The 20,785-nt window shown below is 67.3% G+C and carries 18 protein-coding genes; 7 read left to right on the forward strand and 11 right to left on the reverse strand.

The genetic code is table 11. The features are described from left to right. Window positions 1-299: 299 nt before the first annotated feature. On the forward strand, window positions 300-1,268 hold the full coding sequence (gene speB, locus KEC55_RS17910; RefSeq protein WP_282509160.1) for an agmatinase: 969 nt from the start codon (window positions 300-302) through the stop codon (window positions 1,266-1,268). Between the two features lie 264 nt (window positions 1,269-1,532). Here the strand turns inward: speB and KEC55_RS17915 are convergent, their stop codons facing one another. Beyond that, the gene (locus KEC55_RS17915; protein ID WP_282509162.1) at window positions 1,533-2,135 is read right to left on the reverse strand and encodes an NADPH-dependent F420 reductase; all 603 of its coding nucleotides are present in this window, start codon (window positions 2,133-2,135) and stop codon (window positions 1,533-1,535) included. 180 nt (window positions 2,136-2,315) lie between these two features. On the opposite strand from KEC55_RS17915, the gene KEC55_RS17920 reads away from it, so the two are divergent. After that, window positions 2,316-3,245, forward strand: a complete 930-nt coding sequence (locus KEC55_RS17920) for a LysR family transcriptional regulator (RefSeq protein WP_282509164.1) — start codon at window positions 2,316-2,318, stop codon at window positions 3,243-3,245. A 177-nt stretch (window positions 3,246-3,422) separates the two neighbouring features. Here the strand turns inward: KEC55_RS17920 and KEC55_RS17925 are convergent, their stop codons facing one another. The 4 genes from KEC55_RS17925 to KEC55_RS17940 all read right to left on the reverse strand — a co-directional run bounded on the left by KEC55_RS17925 (window position 3,423) and on the right by KEC55_RS17940 (window position 6,898). After that, window positions 3,423-4,403 carry a sulfonate ABC transporter substrate-binding protein gene (locus tag KEC55_RS17925; RefSeq protein WP_282509166.1) on the reverse strand — a complete coding sequence of 327 codons (981 nt, stop codon included), beginning with the start codon at window positions 4,401-4,403 and terminating at the stop codon, window positions 3,423-3,425. Window positions 4,404-4,526: 123 nt separating this feature from the next. Further along, window positions 4,527-5,375, reverse strand: a complete 849-nt coding sequence (locus tag KEC55_RS17930) for a MerR family transcriptional regulator (protein WP_282509168.1) — start codon at window positions 5,373-5,375, stop codon at window positions 4,527-4,529. 9 nt (window positions 5,376-5,384) lie between these two features. Beyond that, window positions 5,385-5,945 (reverse strand): GNAT family N-acetyltransferase, encoded by a 561-nt coding sequence (locus KEC55_RS17935; protein ID WP_282509169.1) that lies wholly within the window; start codon window positions 5,943-5,945, stop codon window positions 5,385-5,387. An 80-nt stretch (window positions 5,946-6,025) separates the two neighbouring features. Next, window positions 6,026-6,898 (reverse strand): LysR family transcriptional regulator, encoded by an 873-nt coding sequence (locus KEC55_RS17940; protein ID WP_282509171.1) that lies wholly within the window; start codon window positions 6,896-6,898, stop codon window positions 6,026-6,028. A 131-nt stretch (window positions 6,899-7,029) separates the two neighbouring features. Between KEC55_RS17940 and KEC55_RS17945 the strand changes: the two genes are divergently transcribed. Beyond that, entirely contained in the window at window positions 7,030-8,028 is a 999-nt protein-coding gene (locus KEC55_RS17945; RefSeq protein WP_282509173.1) for a quinone oxidoreductase family protein, read from the forward strand. Window positions 8,029-8,087: 59 nt separating this feature from the next. Here KEC55_RS17945 and KEC55_RS17950 read toward each other — a convergent pair whose 3' ends face one another. Further along, window positions 8,088-9,602, reverse strand: coding sequence for an MDR family MFS transporter (locus tag KEC55_RS17950; protein WP_282509175.1), 1,515 nt, complete (start codon window positions 9,600-9,602; stop codon window positions 8,088-8,090). A 231-nt stretch (window positions 9,603-9,833) separates the two neighbouring features. On the opposite strand from KEC55_RS17950, the gene KEC55_RS17955 reads away from it, so the two are divergent. Continuing rightward, window positions 9,834-11,393: a methyl-accepting chemotaxis protein gene (locus KEC55_RS17955; protein WP_282509177.1), complete on the forward strand. Its 1,560-nt coding sequence runs from the start codon at window positions 9,834-9,836 to the stop codon at window positions 11,391-11,393. Between the two features lie 56 nt (window positions 11,394-11,449). Here the strand turns inward: KEC55_RS17955 and KEC55_RS17960 are convergent, their stop codons facing one another. Both KEC55_RS17960 and KEC55_RS17965 read right to left on the reverse strand, forming a co-directional pair. Next, complete coding sequence (locus KEC55_RS17960) at window positions 11,450-13,117, reverse strand: ATP-binding domain-containing protein (RefSeq protein WP_282509179.1); 1,668 nt, start codon at window positions 13,115-13,117, stop codon at window positions 11,450-11,452. Window positions 13,118-13,240: 123 nt separating this feature from the next. After that, on the reverse strand, window positions 13,241-14,095 hold the full coding sequence (locus KEC55_RS17965) for a helix-turn-helix domain-containing protein (RefSeq protein ID WP_175840076.1): 855 nt from the start codon (window positions 14,093-14,095) through the stop codon (window positions 13,241-13,243). A gap of 224 nt (window positions 14,096-14,319) precedes the next feature. Between KEC55_RS17965 and KEC55_RS17970 the strand changes: the two genes are divergently transcribed. Further along, window positions 14,320-15,654, forward strand: a complete 1,335-nt coding sequence (locus tag KEC55_RS17970; protein WP_282509185.1) for an NAD(P)/FAD-dependent oxidoreductase — start codon at window positions 14,320-14,322, stop codon at window positions 15,652-15,654. A gap of 60 nt (window positions 15,655-15,714) precedes the next feature. Further along, window positions 15,715-16,809, forward strand: a complete 1,095-nt coding sequence (locus KEC55_RS17975; protein WP_282509187.1) for a potassium channel family protein — start codon at window positions 15,715-15,717, stop codon at window positions 16,807-16,809. Window positions 16,810-16,863: 54 nt separating this feature from the next. Here the strand turns inward: KEC55_RS17975 and KEC55_RS17980 are convergent, their stop codons facing one another. Beyond that, window positions 16,864-17,784, reverse strand: coding sequence for a LysR family transcriptional regulator (locus tag KEC55_RS17980; RefSeq protein ID WP_282509189.1), 921 nt, complete (start codon window positions 17,782-17,784; stop codon window positions 16,864-16,866). Between the two features lie 95 nt (window positions 17,785-17,879). On the opposite strand from KEC55_RS17980, the gene KEC55_RS17985 reads away from it, so the two are divergent. Beyond that, window positions 17,880-18,752 (forward strand): NmrA family NAD(P)-binding protein, encoded by an 873-nt coding sequence (locus KEC55_RS17985; RefSeq protein WP_282509191.1) that lies wholly within the window; start codon window positions 17,880-17,882, stop codon window positions 18,750-18,752. Window positions 18,753-18,867: 115 nt separating this feature from the next. On the opposite strand, the gene KEC55_RS17990 is transcribed toward KEC55_RS17985, so the two are convergent. Continuing rightward, complete coding sequence (locus tag KEC55_RS17990; RefSeq protein ID WP_282509193.1) at window positions 18,868-19,626, reverse strand: SDR family oxidoreductase; 759 nt, start codon at window positions 19,624-19,626, stop codon at window positions 18,868-18,870. Window positions 19,627-19,774: 148 nt separating this feature from the next. Continuing rightward, on the reverse strand, window positions 19,775-20,719 hold the full coding sequence (locus tag KEC55_RS17995; RefSeq protein WP_282509195.1) for a LysR family transcriptional regulator: 945 nt from the start codon (window positions 20,717-20,719) through the stop codon (window positions 19,775-19,777). Window positions 20,720-20,785: the final 66 nt, after the last annotated feature.

Here is a 20,785-nt window from a genome sequence, read left to right on the forward strand (position 1 = left end):
ACGCGGTCGGGATGGCATGCGCAGGCGCGTGCCCGCCGTCGCGTCGGTCCGGCGATGCCGCACTCCGATCCGCGGGCGTGGCCGCCGGAATTCTTCAACGCGTTGCCCCGGCTGAACCGGGGCAACGACTTCAATTCGGCTTGCTATGATCGCCGCGGTATTGCCGTTGTCGTTGTCCTGCCCGGCCGCGCGACTGGATGCGCAAGCCGGTGCGTGCCCGATGAATCCATGCCGTGCCCGGCCCGCGCGCCCATAGAAAGCGGGGCGGCGCCGGCTCCCCACGAAAACAGGTCCGACCCATGACCGAACTTCTCCACGGCGACGGTGCGATCCGCCGCACGACGCCGTACGGCGCCTCGATCGAAAACACCTATGCGGGCGTGCTGTCATTCATGCGCCGCAACTATTCGCGCGTGCTCGACGGCGTCGACGTCGCGATCTCCGGCGTACCGCTCGACCTTGCAACGACCTATCGTTCCGGCGCGCGGCTCGGCCCGGCCGCGATTCGTGCGGCGAGCGTGCAGCTTGCGGAGCTTCATCCGTATCCGTGGGGCTTCAACCCGTTCGACGACCTCGCGGCCGTCGACTACGGCGACTGCTGGTTCGACGCGCACAACCCGCTGTCGATCAAGCCCGCGATCATCGAGCATGCGCGCACGATCCTGCGTTCGGGCGCGAAGATGCTGACGTTCGGCGGCGACCACTACATCACGTATCCGCTGCTGGTCGCGCATGCGGAGCGCTACGGCAAGCCGCTGTCGCTGATTCATTTCGACGCGCACTGCGATACGTGGGCCGACGACGAGCCGGACAGCCTCAATCACGGGACGATGTTCTACAAGGCCGTGAAGGAAGGTCTGATCGATCCGGCGACGTCGGTGCAGGTTGGCATCCGCACGTGGAACGACGACTTTCTCGGGATCGAGCGGCTCGATGCCGCGTGGGTGCATGACCATGGTTCGCGCGCGGCGGTCGAGCGGATCGCCGAGATCGTCGGTGCGCGGCCCGCGTACCTGACGTTCGACATCGACTGCCTCGATCCGGCGTTCGCGCCCGGCACGGGTACGCCGGTCGCGGGTGGGTTGTCGTCGGCGCAGGCGCTGGCGATCGTGCGCGGGCTCGCAGCGGTGAACCTGGTCGGCGCGGATGTGGTCGAGGTTGCGCCGGCTTACGATCACGCGGATATCACCGCGATCGCCGCCGCGCATGTTGCGTGCGATTTGCTGTGCCTGTGGCGGCAGAAGAAGGTGGCGGGAGCGTTGAAGTAAACGGGGGTGCGTGGTCCCGCAATGCAAAAGGCCAGCGGGTAATTTGCCCGCGGCCTTTTGCCCGCTGACCATGGATTTTCATGCGTTTTGCGTGGCTTCCCGCGGTGCCGGTAAAAGCGTGGCTCGCGGAATGCCGTGATTGGTGTTCTCCGAGCAGTAGCAGTCTTGCGCGAACTCGGAATAGGGGGCGTTTGCGAACCCGGGCGGCCGCCCGCATGAGGCACCCGGGATCGTGCGCAAAGGCCGCGGCGCCCCCCTCGGCGGCTAGCCGAATTTGACGAGATTCAGCACCGGCAACGGGCCGCCCGGGATTTGCACGAGCCGCCCCCCGCTTTCGAGCAAACCCAGGTCGATGCCGAAGAAGCCGAGCCGCCCGATCAGTCCGCTCACAACCGATTTCGCCTGCACGTCGTCTCCCGCGAAGAACAACACGCGGTGCCCGCCCTCGGCCTGTGGATCGTCGGAAAGGAGGTGCGCCGGCAGATGATTGAACGCCTTCACGACGCGTGCGCCCGGCACGAGGTCCGCGAATACAGCGCTCGACGTGCGGCCATGCAATTCGGCGGGTTCGAACGTCGGCGCCTCGATCGGGTTGTTCGCGTCGATCACGATGCGTCCACCGAAGTCCGGCAATCCGGACAGCGCGGACGGCAGCTTCGCCCAGTTCACGGCGACGAGGACGATGTCCTGCGCGGCCGCTTGTTCGCGGGTTCCCGGCGTGATTGATGGGCCGAGTTCGCGTGCGAGGCCCGCGAGCGAATCCGGGCCCCGGCTGTTCGCGATGATGACTTCGATGCCTTTGCCCGCCAGCGTTTTCGCGAACGCGGACCCGATGGCGCCTGCTCCGATGATACCGATGGTGCTCATGTCGATGCTCCTGGTGAAGGGGATGAATCAAGTGATAACGCCGATGCCTGTGTCGACAAGGGGACGAACAGGTGACGTTCACTCCCCAAGGTCAGGTGAGCGAATGTTGCCGCCTTTATTGCTTGACGATTAGCGGGTAATTGTTTGAATTATTTTCAAGCAATGCTTTAAGATTCACGCATGGAAACGCTCGCCAACCTCGAATCGTTCGTGCGCAGCGCCGAAACGGGCAGCTTCTCCGCGGCCGCGCGGCGTCTTGCGCTGACACCCGCCGCTGTCAGTCGCAACGTTGCGCTGCTGGAACGCAATCTCGGCGTGCGGCTGTTCCAGCGCTCGACGCGCAAGCTCACGCTGACCGAGGCGGGCGCGCGCTTTCTGGTGGAAATCGGCGGCAATCTGGACGCGCTGCAGGCGGCGATCGCGTCCGTGTCGACCGATCGCAGCGAGCCGGCTGGCGTGCTGAAAGTCAGCATGGCGCCGACGTTCGGCATGACGTACGTCATGCCGCTGCTGCCGGCGTTCCTCGCGCGCTATCCGATGATTCGCCCGGACTGGCACTTCGAGAACCGACAGGTCGACCTGATTGCGGAGGGATACGATGCCGCGCTGGGTGGCGGGTTCGATCTCGCGCCGGGCGTCGTGTCTCGCCCATTGGCGCCTGCGCATCTCGTGGCGGTTGCGTCGCCGGCCTACATGGCCGGCCGCACACCGCCCACCGATCCCGGCGATCTGGCAGCACTCGGCGGCATCGTGATGCGCTCGAGCCGCACCGGCCGTGTGCGTCACCGGACGATGCGCGACTCGGCAGGCGTTGAAATGCCTGCGCTGCTCGGCGAGACCATCGTGGTCAACGACCCGGCCGCGATGCGCCAGGCGGCGATTCTCGGGCTGGGCGTCACGTTGCTGGCCGTGTCGGACGTGCTGTCCTCGATCGAACGGGGGGAACTCGTCCGTCTGCTGCCGCGCTGGTACGTGGATGCGGGGGCGATTTCGATCTATTTCGCGACGCGAGCGCTGCTGCCGGCGAAAACACGCGTGTTCGTCGACTTCGTTGTCGAAGCGTTCGGCCGGGAGCGGTTGGCCGAAAGGTTTGCGGGAGGCGTCGCATGACTCGAATCCCGGCAAGTCGATGCGCTTCGGCTGTCGCAGCGTCATGGCAGGGATGGGCGGGAACAGCTGCTCGTGGCCGAGCGGCGACGGTTGGGCCCGCGCTTCACGCAAACCAAAAAGGCCGACGGGCAGGGTGCCGGTCGGCCTTTTGGGAATGAGTGCGCGCTGCGCCGCCTGTTACTTCGCCGCGAGCGCGCTCGCCACGCCTTTATCGATCCACGCATTCTCCGCAACATTCAGCTTCTGCGGAATCAGCTTCGCCGCATGGAACGCATCGGCAACCCCTTGCTGCGCAGCGACGATCCGCGCATCGAGCGGCACCGCACCGAACGGCACGCGCTTGATCCACGTCTCGACCAGCGCTTGCGGCAGGCCGACCTTCGGTGCGAGCAGCGCGGCGGTGTCGGCCGGATGTCCGTTGACCCACAAGCCCGTCTCGCGTGCCTGCTTCAGGATCGCACCGACCACGTCGGGATGCTGCTGCGCGAAGTCGCGCGTCGCTTCGTAGAAGTTGTTGGTCGCCGCGAGCCCCGTGTAGTCGGACAGCGTGCGCACCTTCAGCGCGCTCTGCGCGGCCGCGTAGTACGGATCCCACACGGCCCACGCATCGACATTGCCGCTTTCGAATGCGGCGCGCGCGTCGGCGGGCGGCAGGTACACAGGGCGGATCTCGTCATAGCGCACGCCGGCCTGCTTCAGCGCTTCGAGTAACAGGTAGTTCGCGCTCGAGCCTTTCTGCAGCGCGACCTTCTTGCCCCGCAGGCCGGCGACCGAACGGATCGGCGAATCGGCTTTCACGAATACGGCTTCGTTGTGCGGCGCCGGCGGCTCCGCGCCGACGTAGACGAACTGCACGCCGGCCGCCTGCGCGAACACGGGCGGCGGCGCGCCCGTGTAGCCGAAGTCGATGCTGTTCGCGTTCAGCGCTTCGAGCAGTTGCGGGCCGGCCGGGAATTCGAACCATTGAACGCCATAGCCGAGCGGCTTGAGCCGCGCTTCGAGCGCGCCCTGCGCCTTGACGACCGACAGCAGGCCGGCCTTCTGATAGCCGATGCGCACGACCTTGTCGGCGCTGCCTTGCGCGAAGGCCGACGCGGCGGCGAACGTGACGAGCGTGACGGCAGCGGTGCGGGTGATCCAGCGGGTGAAACGAATCATCGAACGAACTCCATGCGAGATATCTTCCGGGAGCGGTGGGTGCCGCTCGGTTGGAAGAATCGTCGCATGGGCGATCGCGCCCGCAAACGAAGCATTGCCGATATGAATATGACGGCGGCGACCCTATGCTTTGTCGCCGGCGCCTGACGGATCGGACGTATCCGGCGTGCCGGACTGGCGCGCCGCTTCGTCGCTGAGCTTCTTGTCGAGGATCGTCGCGACGCGGCCGCCGAGATACGCGCTCGCCGCGGTTTCGAGCGCGCGGTTCGTCTCGCCTTCGACGAACACGGCCGCGAGCGGGCGCAGACGCCAGATCGCGTCGACCAGCTCGGGCACGTCGGTGGCGGGCGGCAGCGTGCCGGCGTCGTAGCGGTCGAGCCGCTTCACGACGAGATCGACGAGCAGCCGCGCGATCGCGTCGAAGTGCGGCCGCGCGAGGCTGATCACGTCGAGCAGTTCGCGCGGCGGGATGCCTTCCTTCGTCATCGCGGCCGCCGCCTCGAGCAGCGCGGGGCTCTTCGCGACGAACGACAGGCCGCGCCGTTCGAGCAGGCCGAGATCGGTGACGCGCGACAGCTGCGTGGTGGCCTGCGGGCCGAACATCTGCGCGAGCGCGGCGAGCGAATAGGTTTTCGGCAGTTCGTGCGACCAGCGGCCGCCGATCGCGTTTTCGAGGCCGAGGATCGAGCGCAGGTCGTGGCCTTCGTCGATTGCCTTGATCAGGTCCTGGATGTTCGACAGCGTGTAGCCGCGCGCGAGCAGATGGTTGATCAGCTTCAGGCGCGCGACGTGCGTGTCGTCGTAGATGCCGACGCGGCCGCGTTTTTCCGGCGGCGCGAGCAAGCCGCGATCCTGATACGCGCGGACGTTGCGCACGGTGGTATCGGACACGCGCGCGAGTTCGTCGACCGTGTACTCGTTGCCGGAATCCGGTGCAGCCTCGTCGGGCGTGGAATGAGTCTGTTTTGACATGCGGCCATTCTAGCGCGACGCGGCGGGCTCGGGCGAGGCAGGGAGCGCGTGTGCGCCGTCGCCGAGCGGCCGTTGCAGCAGCGCCGTGTCGATCCAGCGGCCGCGCTTGAAGCCGACCGCCTTCAGCACGCCGGCCGGTTCGAAGCCGAATGCGCGATGCAGCGCCGTCGAGCCGCCGGTGCCGCCATCGGCGATCACCGCGATCATCTGCCGCCACGGGCCGGCTTCGCAGCGCGCGATCAGTGCCGCGAGCAGTGCGCGGCCGATTCCGCGCCCGCGCTGCGCATCGTCGATGTAGATCGAATCCTCGATCGTGAAGCGGTATGCGCTGCGCGTGCGGTAAGGCGTCGCGTAGGCGTAACCGGCCACGCGGCCGTCGCAATCGGCGACGAGATACGGCAGCCCGTGGCCCAGTACCGCATCGCGGCGCGCGCGCAGTTCGGTGGCGTCGGGCGGCGTTTCCTCGAACGACGCGACGCTGTGGTGCACGTGGTGCGCATAGATCGCGTGGATCGCATCGAGGTCGGCGTCGGTCGCGTCGCGAACGACGCAGGCGGGAGCGGTGGACATGGCGGAGGGTCTGGCGAAATCAAATCGCTACTATGCCGGCCGCCGAAGCGCGTGGCAAAGCCGTTCGCCGTTTCGGTGACTCACAGCCGGCCGTCCGCCGCATGAACCGCATCGGCGATCGCATCCGCGACACGCTGCACGCGCGGCGAGCGGCGCACGTCCGGGTGCACGACGAGCCAGATCTCGCGCTCGATGTCGCAACGTGGCGCGGCCGTCAGTTCGACGAGTGGCGCACCGGCTTGCGCGGCCGGATCGTCGACGAGAAAGCGCGGCAGCAGCGCGACGCCGGCGCCCGCCGCGCACGCGCGATGCTGCGCGGCCAGGTCGTTGGCGATGAACGCGAAACGGCGCCCGGCCGCGAAACGTTCGAGCCACTGCTGCTGCGGCGTTTGCGCGAGCGCGTCGTCGTAGCCGACGAACGGCCAGGTGTCGGGCGGCGCGCTCGCCCATTCCGGCGACGCGCACAGCGCGAAGCGCATCGTGCCGAGCCGGCGCGCGGCGAGCCCCGGTTCGGTCGGCCGCGACAACCGCACCGCGAGATCGGCTTCGCGCGCGTACAGGTTCGCCGCATGCATCTCACCCATCAGGTCGATCCGCAGCGCCGGCCATGCCCGCTGCGCGCGGGCCAGGCGCGGCGCGAGGAAGTGGCTGGCGAATACCGGCGACGCCGATACGCGCACGACGCCGTCGAGCGCCGCCGCACCCTGGGCGGCGCGCGCGAACGCATGCGCGTCGGCTTCGAGGCGCGTGGCGTGCTCGGCAAGGTGCAGCCCTTCGTCGGTGGGCGGCCAGCCGCGCGGCAGCCGGTCGAACAGCCGGATGCCGAGCGCGGACTCCAGTGTGTCGATGCGGCGCGCAACGGTCGAATGCTGAACCTGCAGCGCCCGCGCGGCGGCCGACAGGCTGCCGCCGCGCATCACCGCGAGGAAGTAGCGGATGTCGTCCCAGCTCATCGGCGGCGCGGACGCGGGTGTGGGTGCTTGATCGGTCGAATTTTGCACAGTAGATGGGCAATCAACGGGAATTCCGATCGATTATGCACGATGGGATGATCGTGTCACTTCATTCGATTGTGAGGAACGTCATGACCCAAACCATTACCGCCATCCGGATCGGGATCGACCGCTACGGCGACGCTGGCGTGCTGCGCCGTGTCGATGCACCTGTTGCGCCGCCCGCTGCCGGCGAGGTGCGGATTCGCCAGACCGCGATCGGCGTGAATTTCGTCGACATCTATTTCAGGACGGGCGCGCATGCGTTGCCCGCGCTGCCGGATGCGCTCGGTGTCGAGGCGGCCGGGGTGATCGACGCGGTCGGGCCGGGCGTGACGGATCTCGTCCCTGGCCAGCGTGTCGCGTATGCGGGTATGCCGACCGGCAGCTATGCGAGCCTGCGCACGATGCCGGCCGAGCGCGTGGTGCCGATTCCCGACGGTTTGAGCGACGACGCAGCGGCCGCCGGGCTGCTGAAAGGGATCACGGTTTACATGTTGCTGCATCGCGTCCGGCAAGTCGGCGCCGGCGACACGGTGCTCGTGCATGCGGCGGCCGGCGGGGTAGGGCTGCTGGCGACGCAATGGGCGCGCGCGCTCGGCGCACGGGTGATCGGCACGGTCGGATCGGCGTCGAAGGCCGCGCTCGTGCGCACGCATGGCGCCGAGGCAGTCGTCGATTATCGCGAGGAGGATTTTGTCGCGGCGGCACGCGCGTTCGGGGGCGGCGCCGGGGTCGATTACGCGATCGACGGGATCGGCGGCGACGTGCTGACGCGCACGCTCGGTGCGATCCGGCCGTTCGGGATGGTCGCGAGCATCGGGCAGGTGGCCGCGATCGGCGCACGGCATACGTTCGATCTCGACGAACTGGGGCCGGCGCGGTCGATCGCGCTGGCGCGGCCGAGCGTGCTCGGTTTCATCGCACGCGACATTGGCGGGTATCGGGAGGCTGCGCGTGCGACGCTCGAACGGCTGGCGGGCGGGATGCATGTGGAGATCGGCGCGCGATTGCCGCTCGAACAGGCGGCCGATGCGCACCGGCTGCTGGAGTCGCGTGCGACGACGGGTGGGGTCGTGCTGGTGCCTTGAAGACGGGTGGAAGGGGATCGCGATGCAGCTCGACGCTCGCGTCGCGATCCACGGGAAACTCAGTTGTGCTTGCGCAGCGGCGCATCCTCGACGAACCACGCAAGCACGAACGCGATCGCGATCACCGTCGCGGCCGACAGATACACGACATGAAGCGAACCGGCGAACGCATGCAGGTATGTGTCGCGCACGGCATCCGGCAACTGGTGCACGGCGGCCGGGCCGAGCGCGGGCGGCAGCTCCGTGCCGGCCGGCAGCGCCTCCATCACCCGCGACTGCAGCCCGTGCGAGAACAGCGCACCAAACGCCGCGACGCCGAGCGAGCCGCCGATCGAGCGGAACAGCGTCGCACCGGACGTCGCGACGCCCATGTGCCGGAATTCGACCGTGTTCTGCACGGCGAGCGTGAGCACGGGCATCACCATGCCGAGTCCGATCCCGAGCAGCGCCATGTATGCATACATCGTATGCAGCGGCGTATCGAGCGTCAGCGTCGACAGCAGCGCCATCGCGATGCCGCCGGTCAGCGTGCCCAGGATCGGAAACATCCGGTACGAGCCGAGCCGCGAGATCAGCCGGCCGCTGACGACCGACGTCACGAGCATCCCGCCCATCATCGGCAGTAACTGCATGCCGGCCTGCGACGGCGTCGAGCCCTTCACGACCTGCAGGTAGAGCGGAATGAACGTGACCGAACCGAACAGCGCGATGCCGACGACGAAGCCGATCAGGCTGACCAGCACGAAGGTGCGATGACGGAACAGTTCGAGCGGCATGATCGGCTCGGCCGCAAGACGCTCCTCATATATGAAGCCGCCGATCGCGACGAGCCCGAGCACGAGCGTCATCCACAGTTGCGGCGACGTCCACGGCAGCAGCGAGCCGCCTTCGCTCGTGAACAGGATCACGCAGGTGAGGGCGGTCGCGAGGAACGTGGCGCCCATGTAGTCGATCCGGTGCTTCACGTGCGCGGTGTGCGGCCGGAACGCGACGCCGATCACCGCGAGCGCGAGAAAGCCGAGCGGCAGGTTGATCGTGAAGATCCAGCGCCACGAAAGGTGTTCGACGAGGAAGCCGCCGAGCAGCGGGCCAATGATCGTCGCGAGGCCGTACACGCCGCCGAACATCCCCTGGTAGCGCGCGCGGCGATCGGGCGGCACCAGGTCGCCGATCGCGGCCATCGTGACGACCATCAGGCCGCCGCCGCCGAGACCCTGCAGTGCACGCAGTACGATCAGCTGTGTCATGTCCTGCGCGACGCCGCACAGCGCCGAACCCGCGAGGAACAGCACGATCGCGGCCTGCAGCACGATCTTGCGGCCGTACAGATCGCCGAGCTTGCCGTACAGCGGCAGCACGACGGTGGACGACAGCAGGTACGCGGTGACGACCCATGACAGCTGGTCGAGCCCGCCGAGCTCGCCGACGATCGTCGGCAGCGCGGTCGACACGATCGTCTGGTCGAGTGCGGACAGCAGCATGACGAGCAGCAGCGCGGCGACGATCAGCCCGGTCGGCGCGTCGCGGCGGGCCGCTTCCGTGGCGGGCGGAGTGAGGAGGGTATCGGTAGTCATCGATATATCTGCCATGGCAGGAAATTGATTCGAACTATAGCGATGGATAGTTGACCAGTCAATTTCTGCTCAGCCTCGATATGTTGCAACCGTAACAGGAGATTGCCGGCATGGGAAATTGACCGGGATCAGGCAAGAAACGGGGACGGACTCAAGTTTTCTGCAGGCAAACCGTAATCCAGAGTGCTGCGGACCGATTGCCGCGGCATTTTTCACCGCTTACGTGCCGTCATGAACCTGAACGCCTTGTTTTCCCGTTTCTCGATCCGTACGCGGATCTTTTCCACGCTCGGTCTCGTCGCCGTGCTGCTCGTCGTGTCGGGGCTGATCGGCCTGGCCGGCATGCAGAGCTCGAACCGCGCGCTCGACGAGGCTTATACGCAGCAACTGGCTGCGAAGACCGCGCTGTCCGCGGCGAGCCTGAACCTGACGATCGTGCGCACGACGCTCGATCGCGCACTGTTGCATCCGGAAGCGCCGGAAGTGCCGGATCTCGTCAAGAAGGCCGAGAACTATCTCGCGAAGGCCGACACGGCCTGGCGCAACTACGCGGCGATGCCGCACGACGGCGACGAAGGCCCGCTCGCGAGCCGCCTCGAAGCCGCGCGCCAGGCGCTGATCGGGCAGGCGCTGAAGCCGATGATCGACGCGATCCGCGAAGGCCGGCGCGACGAGGCCGACCGGCTGCTGATGACGGTCGCGCCGCCGCTGTCGGTCGCGCTCACGCAGGCGACCGATGCGCTTGACGCGTACCAGGTCGCGCGTGGCAAGGACGTGTACGACACCGCGCAGACCTATTACGGCTGGATGCGTATGGGCGCGATCGCGGGCATCGCATTCGGCCTGGCCGCATGCCTTGGCTGCGCGATCGGTCTGCATTTCGCGATCACGCAGCCGGTGAACCGGCTGCTGTCGCATTTCCGCCGCCTGTCGGACGGCGACCTGACATCGGAAGTGCGCTGGTCGTCGCGCGACGAGATGGCCGAGCTGGTGAAGGGGGTGACGGGCATGCAGCGCAGCCTCGCGGATACGGTGCGCCAGGTCAGCCAGGGTTCCGAAGCGATCTCGACGGCGACGCACCAGATCGCGGCCGGCAACACCGACCTGTCGCAGCGCACCGAGGAGCAGGCATCGGCGCTGCAGGAGACGGCCGCGAGCATGGAGCAGCTGACGGCGACCGTGAAACAGAACGCCGACAACGCGCTCGAGGCGCAGGCCTGCGCGGACAGCGCAAGCGAGATCGCGACGCGTGGCGCGACGGTGGTCGGCGAGGTGATCGGCACGATGAACGAGATCGACCAGAGCTCGCAGAAGGTCGCCGACATCATCGGCACGATCGAGGGCATCGCGTTCCAGACCAACATTCTTGCGCTGAATGCGGCGGTCGAAGCCGCGCGTGCTGGCGAGCAGGGCCGCGGTTTTGCGGTGGTCGCCGGCGAGGTGCGTACGCTCGCGCAGCGCTCGGCGTCCGCGGCGAAGGAAATCCGCACGCTGATCGGCGAATCGGTCGAGCGTGTCGCGACCGGCTCCCGGCTCGTCGGCATGGCCGGCACGACGATGCAGGACATCCAGCAGGCGATCGGTCGCGTGACGGGCATCATGACCGAGATCGCGTCCGCATCGAGCGAGCAGCGCGACGGGATCGAGCAGGTGAACCGCGCGGTGTCGCAGATGGACCAGGTGTCGCAGCAGAACGCGGCGCTCGTCGAGCAGGCTGCGGCAGCGGCGGCGTCGCTCGAGGAGCAGGCGGACGGGTTGCGTCGTGCGGTGGGGGCGTTCCGGGTGGCTTGATCGACCGTGGGCGGCGACGGGACGGGCGCTTGCCCGTCTGTCGCCTACCGATTGCGTCAGCCCGCCGCGAGTTGCGCGGCCGCGCGCGACGACGCGACGATCAGCAGCTTCATCGTCGCGCGCGTCGCACCGACGAACAGCTTGCGCGCGGCACGCGCGTCGAGCGTGTCGAAGTCGACCTCGGTAAGGATCACGCACGGCGCCGACTGGCCCTTGAAGCGGTAGATCGAATCGAGCAGCACGTCGCCTTCGCGGTATTCGGGGTTGCCGAACAGGTCGTACTTGCCGGTAAAGCTCTTGATCCGGTGCGGGCCGAGCTGGTCGAGCGGCGCAAGCACCGAGCCCTCGCGGCCGCGATACGACAGTACCGCGATGTCCTGCTTGCGGAAGCCGAGCGACAGCGCCTGCGTGACCGCGCGCTTGGTTGCGTCGATACAGGCTTCCGACAATGCGTCGGCCGACGCGCCTTCTTCCCCGTATGCCGATACCGACGGATCCGACCCGTCGAACGGGCTGCCCGAGCGCAGTTCGGCCGCGAGCGGCTCGACGCGGCCGACGACGTCGCGCACGAATTCGAGCAGGTCTCGCGGGCTGCGGTAGTTCGTCAGCGCCTTCAGCGTGACCCAGCCGGGCAGTGCGACCGGTTCGCGCATGTACAGGTTCTGCAGCGGATCTTCCAGCCACCACCATGCGCCGTCCGGCGCCAGCAAGCGCTCGAGCGCGTCCGCCCACGGCGCATGGAAATCCTGCCCTTCGTCGACGACCAGCACGTCGAAGCGCCAGCGCTCGGGAATCGGCGCTTCCGCGAAACGCGCTTCGAGCCGCTCGAATTCGCCGGGCACCTGGAAGTCGGGTGTATAGCCACCGTCGCGTGCGACCCAGTCACACAACTGGTGGTAGTTCGCGATTTTCGCGCCGGGCGGCGCGATGCGCGCGATGTAGTCGGCGAGCGGCCGGTTGAAGCACACGTACAGCACACGCTTGCCGGCTGCGACGGCATCGCGCATCGCCTGTACCGCGAGCTGCGTCTTGCCCGAGCCGGCCGTGCCGGTGACGTGCAGCCGGAACGGCGCGAATTCGAGCTGGCGCGCCCACGCGGCCAGCCCGCCCGACAGCCGCGTGACGAGCGTGCCGGCCTGCCCGACGAGCGCGCTCGTGTCGGGCGTGAGCGCGAGTTCGTCCGCGAGGAAATGGTGGAGCTTCGACGCATTCGGCAGGTGTTCGTCGTCCTCGGGCAGGATTTGCAGGATCACTTGCGCGAGCTGCGCCTTGCGCGACGCATCGACGATGCGGTCGGCCGCGACACCCGCGATCGACGCGTCGCGAATCGAGTAGTCGGGGCAGTACAGCAACGCCTCGACGCCGTAGACGCCCGCGCCGAGCGCGGCCGTCAGGCGCCGGTGCAGCGTCTCCTGCGTGCGCGCGAGCTGGATCGGGACGTTGCGCTCTTTCTGCAGGTAGACCTTCACGAGCCCCTTCGGCGTTTCGCGCAGGAAGCCGGCTTTCTGCTCGATCAGCAGCACGCGGCCGGCCGGGCTCACGACGACGAACGCGGCTTCGCCGAATACCGAGAACGCCTGGTCGGCGCGCGTCCAGTGGACGCCGTGATACACGGTGTAGCTGTCGGGCAGCGCGTGTTCGAGCGCGGCGAGCGTTTCGCGCTCGCGTTCGGCTGCGCCGGTCGCGGCGAGGCTTTTCCAGTCGTCGGGGATGAGGCGGGCCATGGAGTCGAGCGGCGGATGCCGGCGTGGGCGTGAACAGGTGCGGCTATTGTACTGAGGAACCTGTTCGTGCCCGCGGCGCGGCGCGTGCGTTGGCCGCTCGAAGGGCGGCCGGCCCGGCGGACGTTATCCGCGTGCGAGCCGTTTCGCGAGATCGGCGCTGAGGATCGCCATGCGCGCGGGCTTTTCGTAGCAGACGACGTCGAACGCGCGGATCACTTCGCTGATGTCGGCTTCGCTCGCGCGGCCGGTGAGCAGGTCGCCCGTCAGCACGAAAATCGGTGCGCCCGGATTGTCGGACGTGCGCACGGCCTTGATCGCGGTGGCGGCCGTGCTGTCGTCGAACAGCCACTCGGTCAGCACGGCGTCGAAGGCCTGGCCCTGCAGCGCGTCGACGAACGGCGCGAGGCCGTCGAACGCGGCCGTCGCGAAACCCTGCCGTTCAAGGTAGCGGCACAGTTCGGTTGCGCTGACGCGATCGGGGTCGATCACCGCGACGACGAGTTTGTCGCTCTCCGCCCGGCGCGGATAGATTTCGATCTTGTGCACGTCGTACGCGTTTTGATACAGCACGCCGGTGTGGCGCAGTACGCGCCAACGGCCGTTCTGTTCGTAGGCGACGAACTCGGGGCGTGCGCCGGCTTCGAGCGGCGCGCCGATCCATGCGGTGCACGGAATCTCGGCGACGCCCGCATAAAGTACGGCCTCCTGCGAATAGGCGCCGACCATGCCGGGGTCGAGCGTTTGCGCGCCGAACAGCTGCGCGGCGGGTTCACCGTACGCTTCGGCGACTTTCTTGATCTGCGCGAGCGTCCAGGGGCTGCTGCCGCGCAGTTTGCGGTGGCCTTGCGAGAAACTCAGGTCGAGGATGCGACACAGCTCGGTAGTCTGCTGGCGCTTGCCGATGCCGTTGCGGGTCATCAGCTCGCGCACGCGCTCGGCGACCGCGAGGGAATCCGTGGTGATTGCTTCAATGGTCATGCTACGGGAACGGATCGTGACGTTCAGAACGACGCCTTGCGGCAGTCTCGACGGACAGTCTTCATGACGTCCAATGGCGAGCCGACCGGCCACGCGCGGAAAAGATAACTTTACCGCAAAATGGTCGTCATTCAGTGTCGCGTAAGGTGCGTTTGTGTGAAAGGTGTGTCATGACGTTACCGCCGCGCCCGCATCTCGCAGGAATTAACGACTGACAGGAAACAATGACGACAACCTATCCGCTGCACGATGCCCTGACCCGCGCCGAAACGGCGTTCCCGGCCGAAGCCGATGTCGTGATCGCCGGCGCCGGCATCATGGGCTGCGCAGCCGCGTACTACCTGAGCCTGCGCGGGTTGAAGGCCGTCGTGCTCGACAAGTCGCGCATCGCCGGGCAGCAGTCGACACGCGCCTGGGGCTTTGTGCGGCAGCAGGGCCGGGAGTCCGCCGAAGTGCCGCTGATGATGGCCGGCATGCGGATCTGGGAAGGGTTAGAGGAAACCCTCGGTTTCGATCTCGAATGGCGGCAGGGCGGCTGTCTTTATATTGCGGACAACGAAGCGGACTGGTCGTCGTTCAATGCGTGGCTTGCCGTCGCGCGCGAGCACGGGCTCGACACGCGCACGCTGACGCGCGCGCAGATCGACGCGCGCGTCAGCGGCCTTTCGCCGCAGGCGCGTACGCTCGGCGGGTTGTACACCGCGACCGACGGGCAGGCCGAGCCGCGTCGCGTGGCCGCCGCATTCGCCGCGCGCGCGACCGAGGGCGGGGCGCGTTTCTTCGAAGGCTGCGGCGTGACCGCGATCGAGACGGCAGGCGGCGCGGTGGTCGGCGTCGCGACCGAGCGCGGCACGATCCGCACGCAGCGCGTGATCTGCGCGGCCGGTGCGACCAGCTTCCGGTTGCTCGACGGGGTCGGCATCCGGCTGCCGCAGCAGGCCGTGCGCGGCACCTGCATGCGCACCAATGTGGTGCCGCCGGTGTCGGCGGCGACGGTGTGGGGGCATGGCCTCGGCATCCGACAGCGCACGAACGGTGCGATCAATCTCGCCGACGACATGCAGGTCGACGTCGACCTGACGCTCGGCCATCTGCGCGGGTTGAGTCTCTTCTGGCCGGAGTTCTGGTCGCAGCGCGACAAATTCCGGCTGCACGTGAGCGCGGCCGCGTGGCGCGATGTGCTGGCACGCATCAACGGCGCGGCCGGGCCGATCGAGCCGCGCGATCCGCAGCCGCAGCCGAATCGCGCGCATGCGCCGCGCGCGCTCGCGAAGCTCAAGGCGATCTTCCCTGCGTTGAAGGACGCGCAGATCGTCGAGGCGTGGGCCGGCCTGATCGACGTGCTGCCCGACGGCATTCCGGTGATCGATGCGCCGGGCACGCCGTCGGGGCTTGCGATCGCAACGGGGTTCTGCGGTCACGGATTCGCGATGGGGCCGATCGTCGGGCGGCTGCTCGCCGAATGGATCGACACGGGCGCGCCGTCGCTCGACCTGTCGGCGTTTCGCGCGCAGCGCTTCGTCGACGGAACGATGGTGCGGCCGCGCAGCATGCTGTGACGACCGGGTGCGCAGGTTCCCGTCGTAGAATCGAGCCCGCATTCATCAGGAGACTCCTCGTTGGCAACGCCCTCCGACCAGCGCCGCTCGTTGCGCTTACGCCTGCGTCGCGCCCGCAATCCATGGCAGGCGCCGCGCGCGCGCACGCTGTTCACGCGTCCCGCGACGTCGCCGCGGCGCACGCTGATGTTCCGCATCGGCGCGGTCGTGCTGCTGTGCACGCTCGCGTTCATCGTGCTGTATCTCGATCGCGACGGCCTGCGCGATTCGACCAAGAGCACGCCGATGACCGTCGCCGATCTCGTGTACTTCACGATGGTGACCGTCGCGACGGTCGGCTACGGCGACATCGTGCCCGTCACCGCGCGGGCACGCCTGCTCGATGCGTTCTTCATCGTGCCGATTCGTATCGTCATCTGGTTCATTTTCCTGGGCACGGCGTATCAGTTCGTGATCCAGCGCGTCATCGAGGAATTCCGCATGAAACGCCTGCAGAAACAATTGTCCGACCACATCGTCGTGTGCGGTTATGGCCTGTCGGGGTCGATCGCGGTGCGCGAGTTGCTGGAAAGCGGCGTCGATCCCGCGACGATCATCGTGATCGATTCGCAGCAGCAGGCGCTCGAAGCCGCGACGTCGCTCGGCGTGACCGGATTGCTTGGCGATCCTGCCCATGAGGATCTGCTGCAACAGGCGCAGGTGCGCGCGGCGAAGGCCGTGATCATTTCGGTGACCGACGATCCGACCGCGATCCTGCTGACGCTGTCGGTGCGCAGCATTGCACCCGACACGAAGATCGTCGTGCGGATCCAGGAGAACCTGTATCAGCGGCAACTGCGGCAGGCCGGCGCGGACGTGATCGTGTCGTCGACGAAGATCGGCGCGCTGCTGCTCGCGGATGCCGTGCACAGCCGCTACATCGTGCCGTTCGTGAACGACATGCTGTCGACGCGCGGGCGCGCGACGCTGCTGGAGCGCGAGGCGTTGCCGCACGAGATCGGCTGCATGACGAACGTCGTGCCGGGTGCGATCGTGGTCGGGCTCGATCGGTGCGGGAAGATCTTTTCGTTCTACGAGGACCCGCCGTGCAGGATCGAGGCGGGCGATACGCTGGTGGTGATTCAGTCGGCGCGGATTCCGGATCCGGATGTTTGAAGGAGAAGCGGATCGCGCAGGTATCGATGCATTGCTGGCGCCGGGAGGGCATGACTAGGACGCCATCTCCCGCGCAACGTCCGCAATCTGCTGCCGCAGCCACGCATGCGCCGGATCGTCGTGCGTGCGCTCGTGCCAGATCATCGACAGCGCGAAAGACGGCACGTCGACCGGCAACTTCACGAGCGTGACCGGCATCGACAACGCGACATGCCGCGCAAGCCGACGCGGCAATACCAGCGTCATGTCGCTCTTCGCGACGACCATCGGCGCCACCAGGAAATGCGGCAACCGCATTGCTATTCGTCGATGCAGGCCTTGCCTCGCGAGCGCCGCGTCGACCAGCTCACCACCGCGGCCACCGATTGTCACCAGCACGTGCGATAGCGCCGCGAAGCGTTTCGCCGTCAGCCGCGCCGACAGCGCCGGATGCCCGTTGCGTACTATGCACACCAGATCGTCGTCGTAGAGCTTTCGACGATAGATGCCGGCGGGCAACGTATCGTCGTCGAATACGCCAAGTGCGACACCAGCGGTGCCGTCCGTCACGAGTTCGACGTTGTTGCCGCGTGAGGGCGGAACGTTGAGATCCATGCCGGGCGCGCGCTGTTCCAGCCGCGCATTCACATCCGGGATCAACGTCAATGCCATGTGATCGAGGCTCGCGATCGAAAACTGTCCACGCGCGGTAGCCGGATCGAACACGGCGGGTGCGACGATGCCGGCCGCGTCCGTCAGCACACGCGATACGCGCAGCGCCAGCGATGCCGCGCGCGGCGTGAATTCCAGCCCCTTCGGCGTACGCACGACGACGCGATCGTCGAGCAGGGCGCGCAACCTGCCCAGTGCACGGCTCGCGGCAGGCTGGGTCAGGCCGAGCCGCATCCCGGCGCGCGTGACGCTGCGCTCCTGGAGCAACGCGTCGAGCAGCTTCAGCAGATTGAGGTCGACGGCGCGTAAATCCACTTGGTGCATGCTAGACATGATCGGTATGCATTTGAGTTATGTATGGCCAGCGTACATCATCGAAACCATCGCTCCAACAGGTGGAGCGGCTGTCGGGAGAGCACATGTACGTTGTCACGGGTGTTACCGGGCGCACGGGAGCCGTCGCGGCCCAGGCGCTGATCGATGCAGGGGTCCCGGTTCGCGTGGTCGTGCGCGATCGCGCGAAGGCGGCGCGCTGGGTGGAGCAGGGTGCAGAGGTGGCGGTCGCCGATCTGGCCGATTCCGCCGCGTTGACGCAAGCGTTCGCCGGCGCGCGCGGCGCGTATCTGGTCAAGCCGCCCAACTACGCGCTGGAGAATCTGTTCGAGCACGCGGACGTGACGGCGCGTGCCGTCGCAGCAGCGGTCCGCGCGTCGGGCGTGTCGAAACTCGTGCTGCTGTCGTCGGTCGGCGCGGACCGGCCGGACGGCACCGGCGTGATTGCGACGAACCGGGCGGCCGAACGGCAACTGGCCGAACTGGACATCCCGGTCGTGTTCCTGCGCGCCGCCTACTTCATGGAGAACTGGGCGCGCGTCGTCGATCCGGTTCGCTTGCAGGGCATTCTGCCAAGCCTGCTCGGGCCGGTCGACCGCGCGATTCCGATGGTCGCGACCGCGGACATCGGCCGTGTCGCGGCAGAGATTCTGCAGGAAGACTGGAGTGGCATCCGGAAGATCGGGCTGGAGGGGCCGATCGCCTATTCACCCGCCGACATTGCAGGCACCTTCGCGCGCGTGTTGAATCGGCCGGTGCGACCGGTGGCGCTCGAACCGTCCGCGTGGGCCGGCGTACTCGCGATGAATCCGTTCTCGACCGCGGCCATCGATGGATTCATCGAGCTGAATCACGGGCTGAACAACGGCCATATCGGCTTCGGAAGTGACGACACGATCGAGATTCGCAAAGGGCGCGTGCCGTTCGAGCGTGTCGCCGACGATATTCTGAGGGAGTGACATCTCGCGCATCCCGGCTCCATCGCGGAGCTGGTTCGCGGTGCGCCTCAACAAGCGCCGGGAGATATCGTCCGTGCTCGCGGGCGATGTCTTCCGGCGCGGGGCGCAGCCGTGTTTATCCGCGACCGACGAACGGCATCGCGGTTGCCATGATCGTCATGGTCAGGATGTTCGTGTCCAGCGGCAGGTTCGCCATCTGGACGATCGCGTTCGCGACATGCGTGACGTCCATGCGCGCCTCGGGCGCGAGGCTGCCGTCCGCTTGCGGGACGCCTTGCGTCATCCGTTCCGTGAGCGACGTCGCGGCGTTGCCGATGTCGATCTGGCCGCACGCGATGTTGTACCGGCGACCATCGAGCGCCAGCGATTTGGTGATGCCGGTGACCGCATGCTTGGTGGCCGTGTACGCGATCGTATCGGGGCGCGGCGCGTGCGCGGAGATCGAGCCGTTGTTGATGATGCGGCCACCCTGCGGCGTCTGCGCTTTCATCAGGCGCCACGCGGCCCGAGCACACAGAAAGACGCCGGTCAGGTTCGTCGCGACGACGCTGTTCCACACGTCGATGTCGTATTCGTCGAGGGACACGACAGGCGCATTGCGGCCGGCATTGTTGAACAGAACATCCAGCCGGCCGAACTGCTGCGCAATTTGCGCGAACGCGTGGTCGACCGAGGCTTCGTCGGTGACGTCGGCGGGAAACACCTGCGCGTCGCCGCCGGCGGTGCGGATCGCGTCCTGAGTTTCGCGCAACGATGCTTCCTTGCGTCCGAGCAGCGCGACGGTGAATCCCGCCTGGGCGAGCGCGAGGGCCGCTGCGCGACCGATGCCGGAGCCGGCGCCCGTGACGGCTGCGAATTTCTTCGAGACAGACATGGCTTGATTTCCTGCTGGTTGAATGAGGAACGAGGCGACCGAGGGGCGATGGCGTCACCCCTTCGGCAATGTAGTCGAAATGCGCGGCGCACGGATTCGAGCATTCGAGCGATGTCGTAAAGCGCATGCGACCGCGCGGTGACGGCGATCATTTCTTCCGGCCGGGCAAGGCCTTCCGCGCCCGCGCGCCCGTCTCCGCGAACAGGTCGACCACCACGTCGCGCAGCCACCGGTTCCCTTCGTCCTGATTGACGCGCGTATGCCAGAGCATGTGGATCGGCGCACCGGGCAGCGTGACGGGTAGCGCACGCCAGCCGAGCGAAAACGGCGCGGCGAGCTGCAGCGCGAGATGTTCGGGCACCGTTGCGATCAGGTCGGTGCGCTGCAGGATGTAGCCCACGCTCATGAAATGCGGCACCGTCAGCCGCACCTGGCGCTTCACGCGGCGCCGTTGCAGCCATTCGTCCACCTGCCCGTGACCGGTGCCGGCCGACACCACGACCAGATGTTCGGCGTCGCGCCAGGTTTCGAGCGTCAGCGGCGCTTCCTCGAGTGGATGGCCGCGCCTGAACAGGCACACGTAGCGCTGATCGAACAGCCGACGCTGATAGAACCCGCCCTTGAGCTGGGGCAGCAGGCCGATCGCGAGATCGACACGGCCGTCGGCCATCTCGTCGCCGAGGTTGACGCTCGTGTTGCGGACAGTATTGAGCGCGATGCCCGGCGCCGCATGCGACAGGTGTTCGAGCAGCGCGGGCAGGAACACGACTTCGCCGATATCGGTCATGCCGATGGTCAGCGTGCGTGTTGCGCGCAGCGGATCGAAACCGGTCTCGGGATTCAGCGCGGCGTGCAGCGTCGCGAGCGCATGTGCCACCGGTTCGGCCAGTTGCAGCGCAAATGGCGTCGGCACGACGCCGCCGGGCCCGCGCACGAACAGCGGATCGCCGAGCCGGCGGCGCAGTTTGGCGAGCGCGTTGCTGACGCCCGGCTGGCTCATGTTCATCTGCTCGGCGACGCTCGACACGCGCCGCTCTTGCATCAGCCGCTGGAAAAGCAGCAGCAGGTTGAGGTCGATCTCGCTCAGTTCCATGGGTTTTGCGTGGCCCGGCTCATTGCATTCCGTGATGAAGTAGATTCATTTCATTTTATTGCGGGA

The sequence above is a fragment of the Burkholderia cepacia genome, assembly GCF_029962485.1.
GTDB lineage: Bacteria > Pseudomonadota > Gammaproteobacteria > Burkholderiales > Burkholderiaceae > Burkholderia.